Raw genomic sequence first — 22,640 nt, forward strand, 5'->3', positions numbered from 1 at the left:
GCCTGGGCCGGGTTTCCATTCCGCCATGAAATGGCTATGAAGCCGGGGCAAGCAAGCCAGCGCTGCGCCGATTCCGGCGCCGCCATCCTCTCTCACGGACCAGTCCATGCGTTTGTCGCGCTATTTCCTGCCCATTCTCAAAGAAAATCCGCGCGAGGCCGAGATCGTCTCGCATCGGCTGATGCTGCGCGCCGGCATGATCCGCCAGCAGGGGCAGGGCAGCTTTTCCTGGCTGCCGCTCGGCAAGCGGGTGCTGGACAAGGTCTGCCGGATCATTCGCGAGGAGCAGAATCGCGCCGGCGCGCTCGAAATCCTGATGCCGACCATCCAATCGGCCGAGCTGTGGCGCGAAAGCGGCCGCTATGAAGATTACGGCAAGGAGATGCTGCGTATCAAGGACCGGCAAGACCGCGATATGCTCTACGGGCCGACCAACGAGGAGATGGTCACCGAGATCTTCCGCTCCTACGTCAAGTCCTACAAGGACCTGCCGCTCAACCTCTATCACATCCAGTGGAAGTTTCGCGACGAGGTGCGCCCGCGCTTCGGCGTCATGCGTTCGCGCGAGTTCCTCATGAAGGACGCCTATTCCTTCGACCTCGATTATGAAGGCGCCAAAGCCGCCTATAACCGCATGTTCGTGTCCTATCTCAGGACATTTACCCGCATGGGGCTGCAGGCCATTCCGATGCGCGCCGACACCGGGCCGATCGGCGGCGATCTCAGCCATGAGTTCATCATTCTGGCCGACACCGGCGAGAGCCAGGTGTTTTGCCATCGCGACTATCTCTCGCTTGAGGTGCCGGGGGCGGATACCGACTTTTCGAACGACGCCGAGATCGCCGAGATCGTTAAGACGTGGACGACGCCTTATGCCGCCACCGACGAGATGCATGACGAGGCGGCATGGGAGAAGGTGCCGACCGGCGACCGGGTCTCGGCGCGCGGCATCGAGGTTGGCCATATCTTCCATTTCGGCGACAAATATTCCAAGCCGATGGGCGCCAAGGTGACCGGGCCGGACGGCAAGGATCATTTCGTCTCTGGCGGTTCCTACGGCATCGGCCCGTCCCGACTGGTCGCGGCGATCATCGAGGCCAGCCACGACGATAACGGCATCGTCTGGCCGGAAGCGGTGGCACCGTTCGATGTCGGCCTGATCAACATGAAGGCTGGCGATGCCGAATGCGACCGCGTCTGCGGCGAACTGAATGCCGCCTTTGCCGCCGCCGGCAAGGAGGTGCTCTACGACGACACCGACCAGCGGCCGGGCGGCAAGTTCGCTACCACCGACCTGATCGGGCTCCCGTGGCAGGTGATCGTCGGCCCGCGCGGCGTCGCCGCCGGCGAGGTCGAGATCAAGAACCGCAGGACCGGCGAGCGCGAGACGCTGCCGATCGGTGACGTGAAAAAGCGTTTCGGTGCCGCCGCATGAACGAAGCGGCAGCAGCCAAACCTTCGGCGGCAGGACCCTTTTCCGGCTTCGAACGCATGGTGGCGTGGCGCTATCTGCGCTCGCGCCGCAAGGAGACGGTGATCTCGGTGATCGCCTCGATCTCCTTCCTCGGCATCATGCTGGGCGTCGCCACGCTGATCGTCGTCATGGCGGTCATGAACGGCTTTCGCGCCGAACTGCTGACGCGCATCCTCGGCGTCAACGGGCACCTGATCGTGCAGCCGCTCGACATGCCGCTGGAGGACTATGCCCAGGTTGCCGGCCGCATCAACGGCCTGCCCGGCGTTAAATACGCCATTCCGCTGATCGACGGGCAGGTGCTGGCGCAAGGCAATGTCGGCGGCGGCACCGGCGCGCTGGTGCGCGGCATACGCGGCGAGGATCTCGGCAAGATCACCATCGTCGCCAACAACATCAAGGAGGGCTCGATCGTCGGCTTCGACACCGGCGAGGGCGTCGCCATCGGCAGCCGCATGGCCGAAAATCTCGGCCTTGTGCTCGGCGATACCATCACGCTGATCTCGCCCGAGGGCGACATCACGCCGCTCGGCACGACGCCGCGCATGAAGGGCTATCCGGTCACCGCGATCTTCGAGGTCGGCATGTCGGAATATGACAGCTCCATCGTCTACATGCCGTTTTCGGAAGCGCAGCTTTATTTCAACATGGACGGCAGGGCGCAGACGATCGAGATCTACGCCGACAATCCCGACAATATCGACGCACTGAAGCCGAAGGTCGAAGTGGCGGCGCAGCGGCCGATCAGCCTTGTCGATTGGCGGCAACGCAACAAGACGTTCTTCGACGCGCTGCAGGTCGAGCGCAACGTCATGTTCATGATCCTGACGCTGATCGTGCTGGTGGCGGCCCTCAACATCATTTCGGGGCTGATCATGCTGGTGAAGGACAAGGGCCACGACATCGCCATCCTGCGCACCATGGGCGCGACGCGCGGCGCGATCCTGCGCATCTTCCTGATGACAGGGGCTGCGATCGGCGTTGTCGGCACCATCGCCGGCGTGCTGCTCGGCATCGTGATCTGCCTCAACGTCGAGCGCATCCGCCAGTTCTTCTCCTGGCTGGCCAACGAGCGGCTGTTCAATCCCGAGCTCTATTTCCTAAGCCAGCTGCCGGCCCGGATGGATGCCAGCGAGACGATCTCGGTCGTTCTCATGGCGCTGGCGCTGTCGTTCCTGGCGACCCTGTTTCCGGCCTGGCGCGCGGCCAGGCTCGATCCGGTCGAAGCGCTGAGGTACGAATGATGGCCGAGGCCATTATCGAGTTGAAGAGCGTCGAGCGGCACTATGTGCAGGGGCCGCGCAAGCTGACCATCCTGAACGGCGCCGATTTTTCGCTGAAGCGTGGCGAGATGGTGGCGCTGGTGGCGCCGTCGGGCACCGGCAAGTCGACGTTGCTCCATACGGCCGGGCTGCTGGAGCGTCCGGACGCCGGCGACGTGATCCTGGCGGGGCGCGCCTGCGGCCGGCTTTCCGACGACGAGCGCACGGCGATCCGCCGCAACGATGTCGGCTTCGTCTACCAGTTCCATCATTTGTTGCCTGAATTCTCGGCGTTGGAAAACATCATGATGCCGCAGCTGATAAAAGGGCTGCCGCGCAAGGAGGCGGCCGAGCGGGCGGCGCAATTGCTCGACTATATGCAGATCGGCAAGCGGGCGCAGCATCGCCCTTCCGAGCTCTCCGGCGGCGAGCAGCAGCGGGTCGCCATTGCGCGTGCCGTCGCCAATGCGCCGCTGGTGCTTTTGGCCGACGAGCCGACCGGCAATCTCGACCCGGTGACCGCTTCCTATGTGTTCGAGGCGCTGGCAGCGCTGGTCCGGCAATCGGGCCTGGCGGCGCTGATCGCCACCCACAATCACGAGCTTGCCTCGCGCATGGACCGCCGCGTGACGCTGGCCGACGGCAAGGTCGTGCCACTTTAGGTGTGGGCTGCAATTGAGGTGATGACGGCCTGCGAGGCGGCGTGCGCCGTCCCGCCGCATTCCACGGGCGCTGTCGGCCCCGAAAGGGTCGGCAATCTCCCTCTCAACCCTTTCTTAACCCTGCCGAAAATGACCGATCCCAATTCCGGCCATGCCGGGATTGGGCTCGTTGACATTCGAACAAAATTAGAACAAAATACGAACATACTAACAACAGGAGAGAGTTATGACCGATCTTGTTCAGGATGTCGTCTCGTTGGTGTGCATGAGCACGTTCCTCATTTCCATGGCAATCTGGATCGGTGCGATGTGAGGATTGAGCTCAAGGATGTGGCTCGACGCTGATGAGCGAGGGCCGCCTTCGCACCTCGGCGCAGGCGTTCGACGAGTGTTTCAGCCGGCCCTGCGGGACAATTCGACGGGCGATACCGCGGCGGGCCCGAACACGTCCTCGAAGGCGGATTTCAGCGCCAGGTCGAGGTCGGCCATGGTCACGGGAAGGCCGAGATCGACAAGGCTGGTGACGCCGTGATCCTGGACGCCGCACGGCACGATGCCGCTGAAATGGCTGAGGTCCGGCTCGACATTGATGGCGATGCCGTGAAAGCTCACCCAGCGCCTCAGCCTGATGCCGATGGCGGCGATCTTGTCCTCGGCCGCCGAGCCATCGGGCAAAGTAGGGCGATCCGGCCGCACCACCCAGACGCCGACGCGATCCTCGCGGCGTTCGCCACGCACGTTGAAGGCGGCGAGCGTGCCGATGATCCATTGTTCGAGTGCGGCGACGAAGGCGCGGACATCCTCGCGCCGCCGCTTCAGGTCGAGCATCACATAGGCGACGCGCTGGCCCGGCCCATGATAGGTGTATTCGCCGCCGCGCCCGGCGGCAAAGACCGGGAAACGCTCCGGCTCGATCAGGTCCTCGCTGCGAGCGCTGGTGCCGGCCGTGTAGAGCGGCGGGTGCTCGACCAGCCAGACCATCTCGACGGCGGTGCCGCTGCGGATGGCCTCGGCGCGCGCCTCCATCACGGCGAGCGCATCGGGGTAGGCGGTGAGGCCTGGTTCGATGCGCCATTCGACCGGTGCCGAGCCGGGGGAGGGCAGGAACGACGTGGCGATCTGGCTGCGTTCTGTCATGATATCTCGTCTCGCCACTCATATGGCGGCAATCGGTACAAACGTCCAGTTCCGGGCACGCTCGGCCCTTGAAGAGTTATGCCGATGTTCGGCCGATTATTGCTGGCCGCGCACTTGTTTCACCGGAAACGATTTGCTACACGCCGCGGGCCGGTTGGTTCCGGCTCCTACCACGTGCGGTCGTGGCGGAATTGGTAGACGCGCAGCGTTGAGGTCGCTGTGGGGCAACCCGTGGAAGTTCGAGTCTTCTCGACCGCACCATTAGACTGTGAGCTGACTCTCCTAACTCATTGAAATATCATTCCGACAAATCCCCCGTTCTCGGGGGAACTTGGAATTCTTGCCGTAATGCGATACAGTCTGCGATACAAACTGAGATACATCGCGAGATTGGCGCATGCGAAAAGAGGCCGTCGCAGAGCCCGCCAGGGACCCGGATCGCTACCTCATCCGGCGCGACGGGATTTTCTATTACCATCGGCGAGTGCCTGCCAAGCTGGCCGGCATCGACGATCGAGGCACCTTCATTCGCAAGTCTTTGGGAACGGACGAGCGTCGCCTGGCACGTGCAATGCGCGACAGGCTTGAAGACGCGGATAAGACCCTGTGGGCCGTGCTTCTTTGCGGCGGCGAGACAAGATCAGCACTTGATCAGTATCGCGACGCCGTTCGCCGGGCTGAAGCCATGGGCGTTTCCTATCTTTCAAACGGACAAGTGGCAGGCTTTCACAATGTCGATGCGATCTTGAAGCGTGTCGAGGCGCTGGAGCGCGTCCAGGCAACCCCCGCCGTGGCCGACGCTCTTCTCGGCGGTGTGCCAGTGCCGCCGGTCAAAATCTCAGACGCTTTCGATCTCTATGCCGATGAGATCATGGCACATGAAGTTGCAGGCAAGAGCCAGTCTCAGCGCCGAATGTGGAGGAAAGTAAAGCAGAGGGCCGTCAACAATTTTGTCGGCCTGGTCGGCGACAAGCCCATCGGTGAAATCACGCGCGAGGATGGACTGGCCTTCTACCGATTTTGGCTCAAGCGTGTTGCGCCGTCGCCCGACGTCGGACCCGCAACACATTCCGCGTCGGCCGGCAATCGAGATCTCGGCAACATGCGCGACCTCTACAGGCGCTATTTCGCTCATCTGGGCGAAGAACAAAAAGGCACGCCATTTGATGACCTCCGCTTTTCGGAGCGTGGCAAGCGCCGTCGTAAACGGCCGTCATTCGAACCCAAATGGATATCCGATCAGATCATGAGGCCAGGCGCTTTAGCATCCCTGGATGCTCAAGCGCGCCGATGCGTTCTGGCGCTGATTGAGACAGGCGCACGGCCAAGCGAGATATGCAATCTCGACGAGGCCGTGATCTTCCTTGACACACCGGTTCCCTACATTCGCATCACCCCACGAGACGACCCCGATGATCCGCGCGAAATCAAGACCGAATGGTCCGTGCGCGATGTGCCGCTGGTAGGCGTCGCCTTGGAAGTTTTCAAGAAAAGTCCACAGGGATTTCCGCGCTACCGCAATCGTGAAGAGGCGCTCTCTGCAAACCTGAATAAGTTTTTCAAGATACACAAACTTTTCCCGACACCGAAGCACAAGATTTACTCGCTCCGGCACAGTTTCGAGGATCGTATGAAGGAGGCAGGAATCGACAGCGAGCTTCGCAAAATCTTGATGGGCCATACGATAGAGCGGGTAGAGTATGGTACGGGCGGTTCACTGCAATGGCGGCGCGACGAACTCATAAAAATTGCTTTGCCTTTCGATCCCGAGATCGTTTGAGCCGTTCCTGGACGCGCAGCATTGTGCCCGTCTCTGCAATAAGTTTCTTCTTTTCGCTTTCAAGACGCTCGTAAATAGGAAGATACGTTTGTCCTTTCTTGCCGGCCTTGTGAATAGCAAGGGCGAGCGTATCCAGAGCGCGGTCAATTCGCTCTAAGGTCACAGACTCAGGAACCGTGCTGACCCGTGGCAGAGCACAGTTCATCCGCGGTTCCCATCTCCGTTTTCTGTTCGGTGATGACACAGACGAGATAATGGCAGCAGCCGCAGGTGAGAAAAGCGGTTTGCCTCTGGCATAGTGCGGCGGCGCGCTTCGACCTAGAAATCGGAAAACGGGCCTGCGGCGGCAACTCTGAAACCGATCGGCGTTAGGCCTTCATCCGCCGGAGATCCGAATCCGGAACCCCCTCCACGAGCGCGCGAAGGGTCCCGGTGAGTGTCAGCGGGCGAACTGGCGATCAACACGCAAAGCCGCTCGCTCCAGGCCCTTCCGAGGGCGTGCTCGCGAGGGGCGTCGCTACCGCCGAGCTACACCATCTGTGGGACGCGACTGCAGATCAGTCGCGGTTAGGCACCTCTCGCCGGGGGTGGCGGTCCCGCGTCTCGCCTGTGGCGCCGCTATGCTGACGCTCCTTCGGCACCCGGTTAACCGGTCTCGAGGTCACGAACTGGCTACGTCGACGAAATGAATCCCCCTTAGACCAATGGACATTTCATCGACTGCGCTTTGTGCGCCCTTTTTTATTGACGAGGCGTTCTTTTGCTACTGTGGGCAAGCGGCCTGACGGCAAATCGAAATCGATTGCCACGAACTCGAAATTGCGAGTCGGGCCGATGATGGATGGGGCAGATAAGTAAATAGAATCAGCTACGTACAAGACGTTGTGCAACAATCGCACACGAAAGTTCTGCTTCTCTTCTTTTTCGTTCCCACGATTGAGCCGCCAATAGCCTTTATCGAGCGCTCTTCTGCCGACAATATTGTGGCCGGGCGCAGCGCCACCCTCGAACCCGACGGCCAGATGAAGTGACCCACTGGGAACACTTTCGCATCGGCCTCGAAATCGAGAGCAAGGCAGAAAAGGCGCGACAGGATCGGATCGCCCTGCAGCGCGAAGAACACGCCGCGGATCGTCTGGAAGCCCTCTTCCTGCGCATCATCGTATTTCGGCAAGTCCGGAAGGGCCGGCTTCGTCACCTTCTCTTTTCCATCCGCCGCTTTCTTGTTGATCACCGGCGGGGCGACGACGAGTTCGTAGGGTGGAACGATATCGCGCCGCGGCGCCTTCGTTACTTGTGGACCGCCCGACTCCGGCTGCCTGCCGGCGATCGCGTCCGCAATGTCCCCGTAGGTCTTGGCTGCGTAGGCGTTCGCTATCGGTGGCGTTGATCACGTCGTCGAACCGCACTTGCGGGTCGACAACCTCGGTCTCCTCCGCTCCACAATCATCGAGAACGGCGAACGGCCCGGCATACTGCTTGGAGCACGCGTGCGGCGCGCACCGTCTCCTCCTCGACAGTCAGATCGCTTTGCCGCACCGGGACGATCGCGTTGAGCGAGAGCTTGTCGGTCGATCGGGGCGGCTCAGCGGTAATCGAACCATCCTTGGCCAGGATTGATCGATTTCGTTCCTGGCCGGATCGACGAGCGGGTAAGCGCGGTTCCGGCCTATCTCCATGCCCGTTGGTATGAATTCAAGTCGCAGCCCAGTGCAGGAACTCGTCGAGATCGTATGAACTGCCAGCTTCGTCGGTGAACGGCGGTATTGCCCGGGCAAGCGAAACAGTTTCGCCTTGTCTGGCCTGGCTGAGAAGATTTCTAAGCACCAGGAACGGAAGGCGCCGGAGCGTGACCGCGTTCAGCTTTTCCCGCGCCTCGTCGCGTCCCCAGCTTGCGGAGCCCCTGACCCGCGCTTCGGTGCGGAACAGCGCCTGCGCGATATTCGGGACGTGAGCCTGAAGCTTGCTCAGCTCGTCAAAGACGGCCTTTACCTGCGGATCCTGAAACAGATCGCTCGGATGGGGTAGCTCGTCCTCGTCGAAAGCATGACCCATCATCTTTTCATAGTGCAGCCGAATGTCGGTTCCGAGATACGGCGTCATATGTGAAAAGATATGCTCCCATGGCACATGGTAGTCGAGATTGTTCCTCTCGATCATGTCGACGTTGCGTCTGATGTCATTCAGATTTGCTTCCGCATCGAACATGATGAAATCAAAAATCAGCTGTATTCCATGACTCTTCAGAAGATGCAGCGCCTCGTCGTTCTGCTCGGGCGTGGTGTCTTTCGCAAACCGCTTCAACGCGTCGCCGCTGCCACTTTCGATACCCAGTTCGACAGCTCTCAATCCAAGCCTCTGCAGCTCGGAAAGCAGGCTCTTGCCCTTGATCAGCTGGTTCACCCTCGTGGAAAAGCTGAAGGTGATGTCCGCTCGATAGCAGTGAAGCGCTTCCGCCACTTCCAGCGACCGCTTGGCGCTCACGAAGAAGTTGGCGTCCAGAAAGTAGATGTGTCCGTATTCGAGCCCATTCCTGGTTTCCAGCTCCTTCAGGTCGGACACGACCTTGGCCGCGCTCGCTTTTCGCCATTGCCGGCCGATCAGGATGATCGCGCAGAACGAGCAGCTATATGGGCAACTCCTGCTCGAGACCAGTCCCACCGCACGCTTTCGCGTTCCGCTTACCCTGTCGAAGTAGAACAGCGGGTTCTCTTCGGTTTCGGACTGGAAATCGAAGGCAGGGGCCGGCAGGTCATCCAGGTTTTCCAGGCGGCTTCTGTCGGGCGCTACGACGCTGCGGCCACCGCTCATGTAGGAAATGCCGCTGATTCCGCTCAGCGGCAGCTTGCAGCGGAGTGCCTCGATGACTTCCAGTAAGCTCTCCTCGCCCTCGTTTCTCACGACGAGGTCGATTTCTGGATGCCTTTCGAAAAGCGTGGCATGGGCCGCGCTCGCGTGCGGACCGCCGCCCACGACCACGCAGTGCGGGTTTCGAGCCTTAACGGCTTCGGCCAGCCGATAAGCGGCCTTGGCGTTTATGTTGTAGAACGAGAGACCGACCACAGGATAGTCCGCGAGCCGATACCGCTCGACGATCTCGGTCGGATTCATTGAAGAATCGGAGAAGTCGAAACCGTTGGCGCGTACGCCCCGGTCGGCGAGGAACGCTCCGAGGTAGCTCAGCCCGAGTGGCCGCATGCTGCGCTCGCCGCCAGCCGAACCATACGGCACATTGACCAGCGCGATTTCCGTGGCTTTCTCCCGGCGAGCCAACCCGAATTCCCCACAATGCCGCGCTACGATCCGGGAGTTATTTGCGCATCGATGCACGTAACTTCCTGCAAGCGCGACGCTTTTCTGTCTTCACCCGGCACGACAATGTTCTCGCTCACCAAAAGCCTCAGCAGCGATTCGACCTCATTGTCTTGGAACGTACCGCTCTTCAAAAGGCGGCCGGCCTTCGGTATGCCGACAAGCGCCTCGAGCATACGGGCGCTCGCCGAATTCAATCTCAATATCGTGCCTTTCGTTGCGATGACGATGTCTTCCTCTTCTCGGCGCCAGTAGGCATCGGAGGCCAGATGCCAACGCAGCGATCTCAGCTCGCTCGCGGAGCGTTTCGGCACGGCCGTTCGCTCATTTCTTCTTGGGGGCCGGCTTAACGTCCGCACGACCGGCAACTATAATAAAATCCTCTCCACCAATTTCTATCTTAGCAACGGAAGGATCACTCTTTTCTTCGTCGGTTGCCTCGTCCTCCGGGATGATCGTCACTTGTACTGATATATTTACCCTGCTGATCCGGCGGCTCTTCTTGACCATCCAATCCTCCTGCAATTAGGGCCAGTATATCAGAAGAATCTAATAAACATCGCACGACCCCCGGTGGCTGTCAAGACGACGGGTAAACTGGTGCGACGGATTTGCTTGTTACGAAGTAAGAATACTCAGCGCTCTGCGGTTCTCGGTCCAGTCGGCGCTCAACTGCGCGCGGCCTCGGCGGCCCTCAGCCTCTCCTCAGCAGTTGCGATCAGGGAGTGATACCCTGGATGACGGTGCAGAGGGTCGAGGTCGTTGTCATTCTTGACCCAATTCACGAATTGGGCGGGTATCCTACCGATGCAGGATTCCAATAGATCGAAAGCCTCGTCCAACTCCCCGACTTGAGCCATGGCGCAGGCTACATTGTACTGTTCCAGCGTGTCGTCGGGATCGACGACGATGAGAGCGCGCGAAATCCATTCCTTGGCACGCTCGACCTCCCCCAGGTAAGCCAATGCGAGAGCGCCGCTCCCCACCGCATGAGCGTTGTCGGGGCGTACCGCGATCTCCATTTCGGCGCGTTCCACCGACTGCCGCGCCGCAGTGAGGCTTTCGTTGTGCCGGCCGAGCGCCCGGCAGCTCTGGGCTACAAAGCCGGGGGAAACATAGTCCGTGTCGAGAAGCTCAGCAGCTCGCTCGAAATGCCTAATCGCCGCTTCATGGTCGCCGAATCGTATGTTAGTGCGGCCGAAACAGTAGCGGACGTCATAGGAGTCCGGATCGAGCCGCAGCGACTCCTCGTGCTCCGCGATAGCCTCCTCGTAGCGGCCGAGCTCGCCCAGGATCCGCCCCTTGGCGGCGTGGGCCTCGGCTAATGTCGGATCCAGCGAAAGGGCCCTCTCAGCGGCTGACATGCCCGAGTCCTGCGACATTCCAGCGAGATACCGATCCGCTTGGTAAAGCGCGAGCATGGCCCAGGCCTGGGCGTAGTTGGGGTCGATTTCCACGGCACGCCGACAGAATCGGAGAGCTATTTCCACCTGCCGCGGCCCATGCTGCAGGTAATGCCGGCCCAGCAGATAGAACTGGTAGGCGCGGGGATCATTGGTCGCGCGGTGTTCGATCGCCCGCCTCTCGGCCGGCAACAGCTTGACCTTCAATGCGGCAACAATGGCGTGCGCAATCTGATCCTGCAACGCGAAGATGTCGTTCAGATCGCGGTCGTATCGCTCTGCCCAGATATGATCGCCTCTGGCTCCATCTATCAGCTGCGCGGCAATGCGCACCCGCCCACCGGCCTTGCGGACGCTGCCCTCGACAACGTGAGTAACCTCCAACTGCCTGGCAAGTTGCCCCACATCGACGGCTTTGCCCTTGAAAGTGAATGCGGTATTGCGGGCGGTGACGGAGAGCGTGGAAACCTTGGACAGGTCGATGATGATGTCCTCCGTAATACCATCGCTGAAATACTCCTGCTCGGCATCGCCGCTCATGTTGATAAAAGGCAGGACGCAAATCGCAGGCCGCACCGGTCTGGCGCTCGAACGCTCCGCTCTGGGATTTTGTGCTCCACTCGCCTCAACAAGGCTCACCCCGAAAACCCGGATGGGGCGTTCGCCGTCCTTGACGACGTGCTCTCCGAAATCCCCGAACGTCACGGCGAGCCTTCCCGCTATGTGGTCGCGGACAGTCTGGGAAACGACAACGCTTCCAGGGCTGGCCAACGTCTGGAGCCGGGCAGCCACGTTGACACCCTCGCCGTAAAGGTCGTCCCCGTCGACGATCAGATCGCCCAGATTGACCCCGATCCGGAAGCGTATCCGCTGGGATTCCTCCAGATCGGACTGGCACTCGGCGGTTGCCCGCTGGATACCCAGGGCGCAACTCACAGCCGCAACGACGCTCGCGAACTCTACGAGCAAACCGTCGCCCATGAGCTTGACGACCCGCCCCCGGTGTTTCTGGATCTCGGGCAGGACAAGCGTGCTGCGATTGCTTCGCAAGCGCTCAAGGGTTCCTGCTTCATCAAGCTCCATCAGTCGGCTGTAGCCGACCACATCGGCGCTCAGAATCGCTGCAAGCCGGCGTTGGACGCTTTCTCCTACCATGTGACGCCTCTGTTCCTGGAGGCCAGACTGGATTGTATGGACGGTCGGGTCAGGAGTCTATCCGAGCGAAAGGTGTACTGCCTCAAGTCCCAGTGTTGCGTAACGCCGATGTTCGACGATGCCATGGCCTAAAGAGGCCGGCAACCCTCGCCTTGGCGCAGGGCTGGCGGGCTCGAAGGGCCGCAGCCTTCCTTGGCACCCACGGAGGCCCCGCGTTGGCGAAACCTCAAACCTGAAGCGCACATCGGTCGAGGGAGCGATTCTTTAGACTACGATCTTGGGGGTCAGGAGTTCGAATCTCTTCGGGCGCGCCAATTATTTCAACACGTTAAATGACAACGCTCAGCTTCAGTCTCGCTCGTGCAACTTTCATGTAACCGATCCTCAAACAGAGAATTTATAATCGAGGCTGCATGAATGCGCATCGCAGATTTTAGCCCCCTCAAGGGCCGGTCTAGCGCCGACGCCTTCGCAGAGCGGATCGATCGGGAACAGGGATCGGTAAAGTTCGGAAATCCGCGGTTGCGATCGACGCTATTGGAAATGGCCTGGCTTTGGCTGCGATACCAACCGGGTTCGTTGCTCCGTCGATGGTTCAACGAGCGCGTTGCCCAGAATGGCGGCCGCTTTAAGAAGGTGACAATCACCGCGCTGGCCCGCAAGCTGGTCGTGGCTTTATGGAAGTACGTCAGCGCCGGCGTGGTGATAGAGGGAGCCGTCGTCGGCCATGACGACCTTGGTGAATCACAGTTCGTCCCGGGCCTGATCAGCCCCGCCGGAACAAGGGGGCGACCGCATTGCGGCAGGGTTAGCCGCCGTCATCGAGACTGGTCTCGTGCTCAGACCTGAGGTTCATGGAGCGGGACGGATCGCACCCCTTGTGCCGAACGCATGATTGAAGGGCCGATGGTTAGCGTCGTTCTCGTGAGACTGATGCTGGGATCTCCCTATACGGCCTCTCTTCTGGCTGGTCTGGCGCCGGCCCGGCCTTGGCCTGCAACAGCTTCGCCGACCTTCTTCCCCTGCGGCTTTGCCGCATTCCTCGCGGGACAACAAGCTCGGCTGCCGCCGTCCTCCGCTGTCGCTGCGGTCCACAGGATGCAGTCGGCCAAACCGTCGCCTCACGACCGCTATCGAGGCCGCACAGGGCGGCTTCGTCAACCTGTCAGGAGAACGACAATGGCTACCATCGGCAACTTCCAGCAGTCCAGCGACAACGAGTTCAACGGCGAGATCGTGACCCTCTCCCTCCAGGCCAAGAAGGTCCGTATCGTTCCCGATACGCGCTCCAGCGGCGAAAACGCTCCCAGCCACCGGGTCTTCGTCGGCCGGATCGAAATCGGCGCCGCCTGGTCCAAGCAGTCCAATGAGGGCCGCAACTACCTTGGTCTCAAGCTCGACGATCCCAGCTTCACCGCCCCGATCTACGCCAACCTCGTCGAGGACGAGAACGGCCAGGGATACAGCCTCATCTGGTCACGACCCAACCGTCGCAACGGCGACTGAGCACCTTCGATACGACGCCCCGTCCCGGCGGCCGTCATTCAGAAACCGGCCGCTCAGCAGCTCAGAACCACAGCTTGACGAGTGATCCCTCATGTGAGGCCGCGACATCCTCCGACCCGAGATAACAGAAGGAACCGCCACAATGGCGACGATCGGCACTTTCTCCCGCACTGCGAACGGCTTCTCCGGCTCGGTTAAGACCCTGAACCTCAACGTCAAGACGGTGACTTTGACACCGGCCGAAGGCGACAACGAAAAAGGTCCGGACTTCAGCATCTTCGCCGGAGCCACCGAATTCGGGGCGGCATGGAAGAAGACCTCGCGCGAGGGCCGCGACTATCACTCGGTCAAGCTCGACGATCCAAACTTTCCCGCTCCGATCTATGCGAGCCTGGTCGAGACCGAGACCGAAAACGAGTTCTCCCTCATCTGGTCCCGCCGCGCTGCTGAGTCACCCGACCCAACATGGAGCCCCGCTGCAAGGCGGGGCTACGTTCGGGTCCGGTGCCGTCTGGCACATCAGTCGGGTGCAGCACGCTATGCTTTGACGAGTGCCTTGCGCGCCTTCCTAGCCGGCGACTTGATTGCCGTTGCGGTTGTTGTCGCTGCTGCGGCGCGAGCAATTCGTTTTGGTCTTTCTACCGCAACTGGTGTGGGCGCCGCCTTGCGGCCGAGCCCGATTGATTTCGCAAGGGCCGAGCGGGTGGCTGCGTAGTTCGGCGCCACCATCGGATAATCCGAGGGCAGGTTCCATTTCTGCCGGTATTGGTCTGGGCTTAGATTGTAATGCGTACCGATATGACGCTTCAAGGATTTGAACTTTTTTCCGTCTTCCAGGCAGATGATGAAATCAGGTGTCACTGATTTCTTGATCGACACCGCCGGCTCCAGCTTGGCCGCGGCCGGAGCGACAGGCGTGCCGATCACTTGCAAAGCAACATAGGTATCTCCGATCAGCTTCGACAACTCGCCGACCGGCAGCGGATTGTTCGAAACGTAGGCGGAAACGATGTCGGCGGTAATTGATACGAGATCATCGTGGTTGTTTCGGTCTGGAGCAACGGTCATCAAGTTTTCCTTTTTGTGTAAGGGCGCGCGTTCAAACGGATGAGCTGTTTATTGCCGATCAGGCAAACAATTCGTTATTTCCGCCAACAAACCTCATTCGTTGCAAATATCAAGCGGGCAAGCTTCGCTTCCATCGTTCTGCCCGGCTGCGATGAAGTTGCTGATCGCGTCGGAGAAGCGACACTTTCCGCTTGCCTTTGGCACGGGGAGGCGCCCAGACCTGGACACACAAGCGCCAGAACGTATCGCTCCTGCGCTGCACGATTGAGCGACGAACGTGCGCGCACAATCTTTATCGTCGCGACATTCGGTGGCGCGGTCCTCGTCGCCACGTCGACGTGAATTGGACCTTGGGGTGCAGTTCATCTGGAACGCGTCGGTCAAGTTCAGGTTGGGCTGTTCCTCGTCGGTCAACGGTTCGGCAGGCATGTTTCGGGCGGCGGGACGCTGCACCTAAAGCGGGTCTCAACATAATCGAGGATCTCGCTGGCGCTGTCGCAGATGCTGCGCAGGGTGCCACCGCAACAGCCGCCAACGGAGTTGTCGATGTCGATGACCTGTCCAACGCGCGGCGGATGATCGGGCAACGGCCGGCGCTTCGGTTGTGCTTTTCCGTGTTCGCCACCGGAGCGGAATGATGTTCGCGCACTCGCTCGATGTCGCTTTCGATGTTCTCCAGGCAAGCTCGACTGGTCGGGGTCCATGCGCTCGGAACTGGAGAAGGGATACGCCTTCAGCCGCTCCTGGATCCTGGACCAGTGTGGTGAGCCCGTCGAGCGCCTCGCGTATGCCGGTATGACCGAGCGCCAGACGCACCTTCACGCCCGCCCGGAGCGACGATCATGATGCTTTCTCCTTACCAGTGAGCTGCCGGATTACCGCAGCCGGAGTACTGCCCGCCGGTGCAAACACGCGCGGTCCATCTGCCAGCTCAATCGCCATTATTCCGTCTGGCGGCCGCACGAGATTGCGCAGGGCAGTGAATGGCTGCAGTTCGTTTTCCGCCCCATGGATGAGCGCAACCGTTCCTAATTTGCGGCGCCTTGCGAGCGGTCAGGCCGAACTCGACCCGCCAGTGGAACGGGGGCGGAAGGCTTTCGATCAGGCTGTGCGCGATGCGACGATTGGCGATGCGCTGACGTCAGAGCTGATGGACGCCATGCTGACGGCACGCGCCGCGCTGTGGAAGCAGTACTGCCGGCTGCACGAGCTGGTCGTGAGGTTCGTCGCCCGCGACGAGCTATGCCGCCGCTTCATGGCGATCCCCGGCGTCGGCCCGGTGACCGCGCTGAGCTTCATGACGGCGGTCGAGGACCCGTCCCGCTTCCGCCGCTCGCGCGACGTGGCAGCCTACTTCGGCCTGACGTCGCGGCGTTGGCAGTCGGGCACCTCGATCGACTCGCAGGGACGTATATCGAAGGCCGGCGACGCGGACGTCCGGCGCGCCCTCTACGAGGCGGCGTCGGCGCTGATGACGCGCTTCCGCGGCAAGGACAAGGTCGGGAGCTGGGGAACGATGCTCGCGAAGCGGGGCAATCACCGCAAGGCGACGGTGGCGGTGGCGCGCAAGCTGGCGGTGCATGCCATGTGGACGGACGGGACGTGCTATGTCGGCGACCCGACGGCGCGCGAAACCGACCTTGTTGCGCGCGCCCGGGTCAAGGCCTGGAAGACGCTTGGCGCAGCCCGATGAACGGCGCGACGACGCTTGACGTGCAACGACTGCGCAGCATGACAGACGCAAACTGAACACACGAGCTCCGCTGCGAAGCGGATGAGGACCGGTGCAGACCAGGAACGACGGGACGCACGCTATCTTGCTTGCGGCCGAGCCGATCGAAAGACGGCCGGACCGCGTTGGACTGCCTGTGATGATGCCCCGTGAATCCGATGGAAAGTTGCACCCCGACGGCAAAAGCGCTGCCAGCATGCAGCCCGAAAACGCCGTCGGCGAGTGCGGAGGACTGCACGGCGCACCGGATCTCCGTCGCTTCGCGGACAAGCATGTTGCGGAAAGCCGCAAAGTGTTTTTGAGTAGAAAAGAGGAGAGACGACGATGGTGAAAAGAGTACCGGAAGCACAACCGATTATGACAGCAAGATAAAGCGAGCTGGCGCTCGTCCTCGCTTCGCTCGTAAGTGTCTGTCTGCACATTGTTTTTTCCGCCGGCTGAAGGCGCCAAGCGACTCCGCGTGAGGTGTGAAGGATGCCGGTGGTCCGCTATGTTGTTGAGTCGAAAAGCAAATCGATGATGCCGTAGCGATGTGCGATCGGCTGTTCTGCGCCACTGCAAGTCTTTGCGCGCCGTAGCAGGCTCGGTGCTCCAGCCATCTTGAAGCAGGGAATCTGACTCCCGATGCTCTCGCCATGGCAAATCGTGACAGCGAAAGATTCCAGGTTCGCACCGGCCGGACGCGCCGCGGCGGCGCGCCGGTCAATTCGCGCACGCTGCCTTTCGTGCGCCAGGTCGAGATCGCCATCCGCAAGCAGGGCGGCAACCCCAATCACCTCGGCGCAAGCAGCGGCGCCGGGAAGGGGAGTGGCCGCTTCAACGCCCGCGGCCGCGGCGGCAAGCTGGTAGCAGGGTTGCCAAAGGACGGCGGCGGGTGGAAGCAGGACGGCAGTGGCGTCCGCTCTCGCTCTCGCCGCGTCGTGGTGAAGGCGCGCGTCGTCAAGCTGCCGAAGCGAGGCAAGGGGAGCGCGCGCGGCCAAAAATTCGTGACGACGAGCAAGGCTGTCGATGCGCATCTGCGCTATCTCCAGCGCGACGGCGTGACCAGGGACGGCGAGAAGGGCAGGGTGTATTCGGCCGGCGATGACGAGGCCGACGGCAAGGCCTTCGTCGAGCGCGGCCGCGGCGACCGGCATCAGTTCCGCTTCATCGTCGCGCCGGAGGATGCGGCCGAGATGGAAGACCTGCGCTCCTTCACCCGCGATCTCATGCGGCAGATGGAGACAGACCTTGATACGCGCCTCGACTGGATCGCCGTCGACCACCACAACACCGGTCATCCGCACACCCACGTCCTGGTGCGCGGCGTCACCGACGACGGCAAGATCCTGAACATCGCCGGCGACTACATCGCCCACGGCATCCGCCACCGGGCAGGCGAGCTGGTCGAACGGGAACTCGGGCTGCAAAGCGAGATCGAGGTCGCCCGCAAGCTCGCCAACGAGGTGGACGCCGAACGGGTGACTCGGCTCGACCGCATGCTGATCGCCGAACAGCAGGAGCATGACCTTGTCGACCTCCGTCCCAATGCCAGCGACAGCTACACAATTCGCAGCAACCGCTACCTGCTGATCGATCGGGCAAAGAGACTGGAGCACTTCGGCCTGGCGAGCGAGATCGAGCCCGGCCGGTGGATTGTCTCCGACAAAACCGAAAGCACGCTACGGGCACTTGGCGAGCGCAACGACATCATCAAGACCATGCACCGGGCGCTGGACGAACACGGCCTCGCCGATGAGCGGGGTGCTGCGCAATATGTCATGCACCGGCGCACCATCACCGACCCGATCGTCGGCCGTGTGCTCGCCAAGGGCCTTGCCGGAGACGAGATGAGCGACGGGCTGTCGCTCGTCATCGATGGCGTCGACGGGCGCACTCACTATGTCGAGACGGCGCACGCCACAAAGCTCGACGACATCCAGCGCGGCCATATCGTGGCGCTCGATCCGATCCCGCCGAAGGAAGAGCCACGTGCGGCCGACCGCAACATCAGCGGCGCAGCCGGCGAGGGTGGCATCTATCGGCCGAGCCATCACCTGGAGGCGATCCGCGAGACTTTCTTGCAGCAGGGCAAGGACCCGGACGCCTTCGTCCGTTTCCACGTCCGCCGCCTCGAAGCACTGCGCCGGGCCGGCCACGTCGAGCGCATCGACGAAGACCACTGGCGCATTCCAAAAGACCTGTCCGAGCCCGGCATCGCCTACGATGCTCGCACCCGCGGAAAGGACTTTTCCGTCCGCGTGCTTTCGACGTTCGATCTTGATGCGCAGGTCGGCAGCGACGGTGCCACCTGGCTCGACCGGGAGCTTACGGCCAAAAGCCCGGTGCCGCTGGTGAGGTCAGGTTTTGGTCTTGAGGTGGACACCGCGCTCGACAGGCGGGCCGCCCAGCTCGTCACGATCGGCCATGCCGAACGCGATTCGACGAGCGGGACGATCACGTTCGCGCGCGACCTTGTTGCCACGCTGGAGCGCCAGGAGATCACGCGCGTCGGCAAGGAAATGGCCGCGGCGCGCGGCCTCATCTTCGCGCCCGTCCAGCCCAGCAACCATGTCGGCGGCACGCTGCTTGGCTCGGTCCGCCTTGCCAGCGGGCGTTTCGCCATGTTGGACGACGGGCTCGGGTTTCAACTGGTGCCGTGGCAGCCGATGCTCGACAAGCGCATCGGCCAGCACATCAGCGGGCTCGTGCAAAGCAGCGGCGGTATCGACTGGAGCTTCGCCAGAAGGCGGGGACTAGGGCTGTGAGCGCGCTCATCGGCGCGGCAGTTTTGGCTCGTAACTATCGCCGGCATATTGCTGCGCCTTTCTGGCTAACGAGTACGGATCGCCGGGCTGAACTGATAGCTTTGCCGACCACAACAGATTGCATTTAATCAGGGCGCTCTGTTCTGCCTTGTACCTGGGATCCACTGCTGCTCGGGCGTCAGCAGTAAAGATCGTAAGTCCCACCAGCATCGCAAGTAAAGAACGCTTCATTGTAGCCCCAAGGAGCGACAGAAGCCGAAATTTCTCTACCTTTCAAGCTTGGCATTTCGGGGGGCTAAATGGAGCAAGCCCATACGGCCCTGCTGCTGCTCATGGGTTTCGACCGACAGGGCGGCCGCGTTCCGTTGCTCGCGGTGCGTCGAGAAGCTCAAGTTGGCAGGGATGAGGAACATTCGATAGCGCCAGGGATTCCTTACTGCTCTACCGCTGGCGAGAACTATCACGAGAGTGTCGCCCTTGATCGTTCAACAAAACACGCACGTGGGCGCTCGCCTGCAGGAATAAACGTTTTCGACAGCGCCACACGCCGTCGTTGCGAAACTAGACAAACATCATAACGATGATCGCGCCGAGGACTATCAGGACAAGCCCACCTATAAGCATTGGCATCAGACTGTTGTCAGGGTCGATACCAGAATCAATTTCCTTCGTTAGCGGCTTGTCGTTCTTCTTTGATTCGGCCATGACTCATCTCCATCCGAGTAAAGCAGCAAGCCTCTAAACCATGTAATACTACGCCCCGTTGCGTGCCACCCCGGTGCGCACCGATAGTATTGGGCCACCAATGAAGTCTTCCGGCATCAGCGTGATGTCGGTCAGCGTATAGCGGTCAAGAGTGTTCTGGAAGGATGCTATCGCTTCGCCAAACATGCTTGAAAGCTTGCAAGAGCCGGTCAATATGCACTGGTTTGCAGTGGAGAAACACTCAACCAGTGCGAAATCCGGCTCGGTCAATCGCACGACATCGCCGATCCGGATCAACTCGGGCCGGCGCCCCAGAACGAGACCACCGGAACGGCCACGGATCGCCTTCAGATAGCCGCTGCGGGTCAGCGTGTTGGCGACCTTGTTGAGATGCGTCTTCGACACGGTAAAGCTACGCGCAGCTTCCTCGATCGTTATGACCCGGCCACCGGCAGAGGCCGTGTACATCAGCAGCCGCAATGCATAGTCCGAGAAAGCTGTAAGCCGCATGGATGTCTCCTTCCGTCGATCGCTGCGCGTTTGTGGAAACCCTCACAAACCAATCCTGCATCACAGGTCCTTCTCAACGATGGGTTCGATGCCGATCGTGGTCTCGCCGCGATTGAAGGCGATCGCGAGACGGAAACTGTGAGCGATGCGCAGAGCGCGCTCCATAAAAAGCGCTGCCACCTCGGGCGGGCAGATGCGGCGCACCGTTGTGCGAAACAACTGTAGCCAGCGACGGAAATGCGCCGAGCCGAGGCCGGCTATGGCCAGATGTGGTGGCAGTGGCCGGCCTTCATATCGGGACGTTCGAAGTGACGTCGCAGACCAGAAGTCGCACATCTTCGCAAGATGCTGTGGCCATCGGTCCGGCTCGATCTGATCGTGGAAAATGGGGCCGAGAAGGTCATCGCGATGAATTTCTTCATAAAAACCATGCACCACGCCGCGGATCATTGTCTCGTCGAGCAGGTCCGGCAGCGGAACGCCATCGACTACGATCGTTCTCGTGCTTCGACCATCCTCGCTCATCTGCAGCTCCTGCTTTTTCTCCCATGCAAGCCGGTTCAAGCCGTTGGGTTCGCTCCTTGAGGCATCCTCTATAAAAGATAGATTGTCAATCTATGTTATTCTCCGACGGAGGGTTCGGACCAAAGGTAGGCCTGTCCGACCTGGGCATTGCTGAACTGCGTGGACATCATCACGCTAGGCCCGACCCGGGCAGTAGGCAAATTGGCGGAAATTCTCCGATGTGGCCCATTTTCGAGAAAGGCCAACGCCTCATCGGATGAGCGTGCCGATCGGAGTCGCTCCCGAACCTGAGATGCCTGGAGGAGACGACAAATTTGCGAAAGGGCAGGGAGGAAGGCGGAAGTGGCAGAGCGCGGCCAGAGTACCGTGTAAATGAGATCAACAGGATCGTCGTCGGGGCCGTCGAAATCGATGGGCTTGGCCAGACGTGTCAAAGACGCGGCAGGCGAAGAGATTGTGCCAAGTAGAGCGTGAGGGATCGCGACCCCACGACCTAAGCCCGTCGAGCCGCGATACTCGCGGTCGAAAAGGCCACGAAGAACCATCTGCTCGTCCAGCCCGGTCCTTCGCGCAATCCTGATCGCAATTTTTGACAGGGCTGATTGCTTTCCCTTTGTCACAAGATCAAGCGAAATGTCTTCTTCTGACAAGATGGGGCAGATCATCGGGGTCAACCTCAATGTCGATCCCAACCGGAATCGCAAAATGGGAGTGCAGCCGCACTGCTTGGGCAGGCAGAATGCACCGCGGGATAAGTGGAATTCCTGGCTACCCCCGGACGCGAAGCCAGGGCCTTCTCGCGTCCGGGCTAAAGGCCCGTTTTTAAGCGCTTCGGCTCCCGCCGGAAATCGAGGCTGAAAATATTCATGGCAATTCAGAGGTAGTGAAGGTTGTTTTGAAATCAAGCAAACAGTGCGCACCCGAGCAGCAGAAATAATGCATTGAAATGCCAGTTAATTTCGTTTGACGAGCGAAACAGTCTGCTGCTTGCTGGGCGGGCGCGAACAGGTCGTGTCGAAAAATGGAAATCGCTTTTTCAAAACAGCCTTCCAGATCTTCGGCCAGCGCGGCTTTATTTCAACAAGGAGGTCCGTGATGAAGAAACTCGTCCTCGCAGTTGCCCTGACGACGGGGAGTTCGCTTTGCGCCATGGCGGCGGGTGAGGTTACCAAATCTCCGCCAGCCGCGCCTTACCAGCAGGTCAGCAAGCTTGTGAAGCTGCCCGACTTCCTGCCGGGCATGGGCCAACTCTTCGTCGATCCGACGACATTGCCGGCCGGACCATTCCTTGCCTATGACCACGACGGCAAGCTTGTCAGCACGATTTATATGCTGCCGACCAAGGACCTCAATCCAGACAAGCGTTTTGACGATCTCGCTTCACCCGGAGGCAATGTCGACCATGTCGACGTCTACTACAATGCCGGCCATCCGGGAGTCGAAGAGCCGCATGTTCACGTCGTGCTGTGGCATGTCTCGGCCGCTGACGAGGCCCAGGTCGCCAAATGACACTCACGCGTCGTGAGATACTAAGCGCGGGGGGGGGGGGGGGCGCCGCCCCCGGGGGGGGGGGTGTGGGGGGTTGGGGGGGGGGGGGGGGGGGAAAAGGGGGGGGGGGGGGGGGGCGCGGGGGGGGAGGTGGGGGGGGGCCCCGGGGGCGTG

General features: G+C 61.0%; 19 protein-coding genes, 1 tRNA gene and 3 pseudogenes. 11 read left to right on the plus strand and 12 right to left on the minus strand.

Annotated elements, in window-relative coordinates:
• The first annotated feature begins 106 nt into the window (after positions 1-106).
• From proS to NKJ46_RS29530, 3 genes are read left to right on the plus strand one after another with little or no spacing between them, the layout of a single operon-like run.
• Entirely contained in the window at positions 107-1,435 is a 1,329-nt protein-coding gene (gene proS, locus NKJ46_RS29520; protein ID WP_352670001.1) for a proline--tRNA ligase, read from the plus strand.
• Positions 1,432-2,718 carry a lipoprotein-releasing ABC transporter permease subunit gene (locus NKJ46_RS29525; RefSeq protein WP_352670004.1) on the plus strand — a complete coding sequence of 429 codons (1,287 nt, stop codon included), beginning with the start codon at positions 1,432-1,434 and terminating at the stop codon, positions 2,716-2,718. Before proS ends, NKJ46_RS29525 begins: the two co-directional genes overlap by 4 nt.
• Entirely contained in the window at positions 2,715-3,398 is a 684-nt protein-coding gene (locus tag NKJ46_RS29530; protein WP_254818120.1) for an ABC transporter ATP-binding protein, read from the plus strand. The genes NKJ46_RS29525 and NKJ46_RS29530 overlap by 4 nt, the downstream gene beginning before the upstream one ends.
• 393 nt (positions 3,399-3,791) lie before the next feature.
• Here the strand turns inward: NKJ46_RS29530 and lipB are convergent, their stop codons facing one another.
• Positions 3,792-4,535, minus strand: coding sequence for a lipoyl(octanoyl) transferase LipB (lipB, locus tag NKJ46_RS29535; protein ID WP_352670007.1), 744 nt, complete (start codon positions 4,533-4,535; stop codon positions 3,792-3,794).
• Positions 4,536-4,711: 176 nt separating this feature from the next.
• On the opposite strand from lipB, the gene NKJ46_RS29540 reads away from it, so the two are divergent.
• A tRNA-Leu gene (locus NKJ46_RS29540) sits at positions 4,712-4,796 on the plus strand.
• A 136-nt stretch (positions 4,797-4,932) separates the two neighbouring features.
• Positions 4,933-6,315 (plus strand): DUF6538 domain-containing protein, encoded by a 1,383-nt coding sequence (locus tag NKJ46_RS29545; protein ID WP_352670009.1) that lies wholly within the window; start codon positions 4,933-4,935, stop codon positions 6,313-6,315.
• Here NKJ46_RS29545 and NKJ46_RS29550 read toward each other — a convergent pair.
• From NKJ46_RS29550 to NKJ46_RS29575, 6 genes are all read right to left on the minus strand, one after another.
• Positions 6,275-6,520 (minus strand): hypothetical protein, encoded by a 246-nt coding sequence (locus NKJ46_RS29550; RefSeq protein ID WP_352670011.1) that lies wholly within the window; start codon positions 6,518-6,520, stop codon positions 6,275-6,277. The two genes, NKJ46_RS29545 and NKJ46_RS29550, sit on opposite strands and share 41 nt — an antisense overlap.
• Positions 6,521-7,183: 663 nt before the next feature.
• Positions 7,184-7,549: a hypothetical protein gene (locus NKJ46_RS29555; protein ID WP_352670014.1), complete on the minus strand. Its 366-nt coding sequence runs from the start codon at positions 7,547-7,549 to the stop codon at positions 7,184-7,186.
• Positions 7,550-8,010: 461 nt separating this feature from the next.
• Complete coding sequence (locus NKJ46_RS29560) at positions 8,011-9,588, minus strand: B12-binding domain-containing radical SAM protein (protein WP_352670017.1); 1,578 nt, start codon at positions 9,586-9,588, stop codon at positions 8,011-8,013.
• A 23-nt stretch (positions 9,589-9,611) separates the two neighbouring features.
• Entirely contained in the window at positions 9,612-9,941 is a 330-nt protein-coding gene (locus tag NKJ46_RS29565) for a hypothetical protein (RefSeq protein ID WP_352670019.1), read from the minus strand.
• Between the two features lie 10 nt (positions 9,942-9,951).
• The gene (locus NKJ46_RS29570; RefSeq protein WP_352670022.1) at positions 9,952-10,137 is read right to left on the minus strand and encodes a hypothetical protein; all 186 of its coding nucleotides are present in this window, start codon (positions 10,135-10,137) and stop codon (positions 9,952-9,954) included.
• A 158-nt stretch (positions 10,138-10,295) separates the two neighbouring features.
• On the minus strand, positions 10,296-12,185 hold the full coding sequence (locus NKJ46_RS29575) for an adenylate/guanylate cyclase domain-containing protein (protein ID WP_352670024.1): 1,890 nt from the start codon (positions 12,183-12,185) through the stop codon (positions 10,296-10,298).
• 448 nt (positions 12,186-12,633) lie between these two features.
• Here NKJ46_RS29575 and NKJ46_RS29580 point away from each other — a divergent pair.
• The 3 genes and pseudogenes from NKJ46_RS29580 to NKJ46_RS29590 all read left to right on the plus strand — a co-directional run.
• Positions 12,634-12,908, plus strand: a pseudogene (locus tag NKJ46_RS29580) (transposase); the annotation flags it as partial.
• 456 nt (positions 12,909-13,364) lie between these two features.
• Positions 13,365-13,691 carry a DUF736 domain-containing protein gene (locus tag NKJ46_RS29585; protein WP_352670027.1) on the plus strand — a complete coding sequence of 109 codons (327 nt, stop codon included), beginning with the start codon at positions 13,365-13,367 and terminating at the stop codon, positions 13,689-13,691.
• Positions 13,692-13,833: 142 nt separating this feature from the next.
• Positions 13,834-14,139: pseudogene (locus tag NKJ46_RS29590) on the plus strand (DUF736 domain-containing protein); the annotation flags it as partial.
• 89 nt (positions 14,140-14,228) lie between these two features.
• Here the strand turns inward: NKJ46_RS29590 and NKJ46_RS29595 are convergent.
• On the minus strand, positions 14,229-14,759 hold the full coding sequence (locus NKJ46_RS29595) for a Ros/MucR family transcriptional regulator (RefSeq protein WP_352670042.1): 531 nt from the start codon (positions 14,757-14,759) through the stop codon (positions 14,229-14,231).
• A gap of 1,087 nt (positions 14,760-15,846) precedes the next feature.
• Between NKJ46_RS29595 and NKJ46_RS29600 the strand changes: the two are divergent.
• Both NKJ46_RS29600 and NKJ46_RS29605 read left to right on the plus strand, forming a co-directional pair.
• Positions 15,847-16,452, plus strand: a pseudogene (locus NKJ46_RS29600) (transposase); the annotation flags it as partial.
• A gap of 674 nt (positions 16,453-17,126) precedes the next feature.
• Positions 17,127-19,238: a DUF3363 domain-containing protein gene (locus tag NKJ46_RS29605; protein WP_352670030.1), complete on the plus strand. Its 2,112-nt coding sequence runs from the start codon at positions 17,127-17,129 to the stop codon at positions 19,236-19,238.
• Positions 19,239-19,799: 561 nt separating this feature from the next.
• On the opposite strand, the gene NKJ46_RS29610 is transcribed toward NKJ46_RS29605, so the two are convergent.
• Genes NKJ46_RS29610 through NKJ46_RS29625 form a run of 4 tightly spaced genes read right to left on the minus strand, consistent with a single transcriptional unit; the run spans position 19,800 to position 21,643 of the window.
• Positions 19,800-19,943, minus strand: a complete 144-nt coding sequence (locus tag NKJ46_RS29610) for a hypothetical protein (RefSeq protein ID WP_352670032.1) — start codon at positions 19,941-19,943, stop codon at positions 19,800-19,802.
• Positions 19,944-19,991: 48 nt separating this feature from the next.
• A complete protein-coding gene (locus NKJ46_RS29615) occupies positions 19,992-20,453 on the minus strand; it encodes an RrF2 family transcriptional regulator (protein WP_352670034.1) in 462 nt (153 codons plus the stop codon).
• A 60-nt stretch (positions 20,454-20,513) separates the two neighbouring features.
• Positions 20,514-21,017 carry a group III truncated hemoglobin gene (locus tag NKJ46_RS29620; RefSeq protein WP_352670036.1) on the minus strand — a complete coding sequence of 168 codons (504 nt, stop codon included), beginning with the start codon at positions 21,015-21,017 and terminating at the stop codon, positions 20,514-20,516.
• A 56-nt stretch (positions 21,018-21,073) separates the two neighbouring features.
• Complete coding sequence (locus tag NKJ46_RS29625; protein ID WP_352670039.1) at positions 21,074-21,643, minus strand: PTS sugar transporter subunit IIA; 570 nt, start codon at positions 21,641-21,643, stop codon at positions 21,074-21,076.
• A gap of 430 nt (positions 21,644-22,073) precedes the next feature.
• On the opposite strand from NKJ46_RS29625, the gene NKJ46_RS29630 reads away from it, so the two are divergent.
• Positions 22,074-22,487, plus strand: a complete 414-nt coding sequence (locus tag NKJ46_RS29630; RefSeq protein ID WP_352566336.1) for a DUF5602 domain-containing protein — start codon at positions 22,074-22,076, stop codon at positions 22,485-22,487.
• Positions 22,488-22,640: the final 153 nt, after the last annotated feature.

Origin of the sequence: Mesorhizobium sp. M0166 (assembly GCF_040322255.1) — a bacterium.
GTDB lineage: Bacteria > Pseudomonadota > Alphaproteobacteria > Rhizobiales > Rhizobiaceae > Mesorhizobium.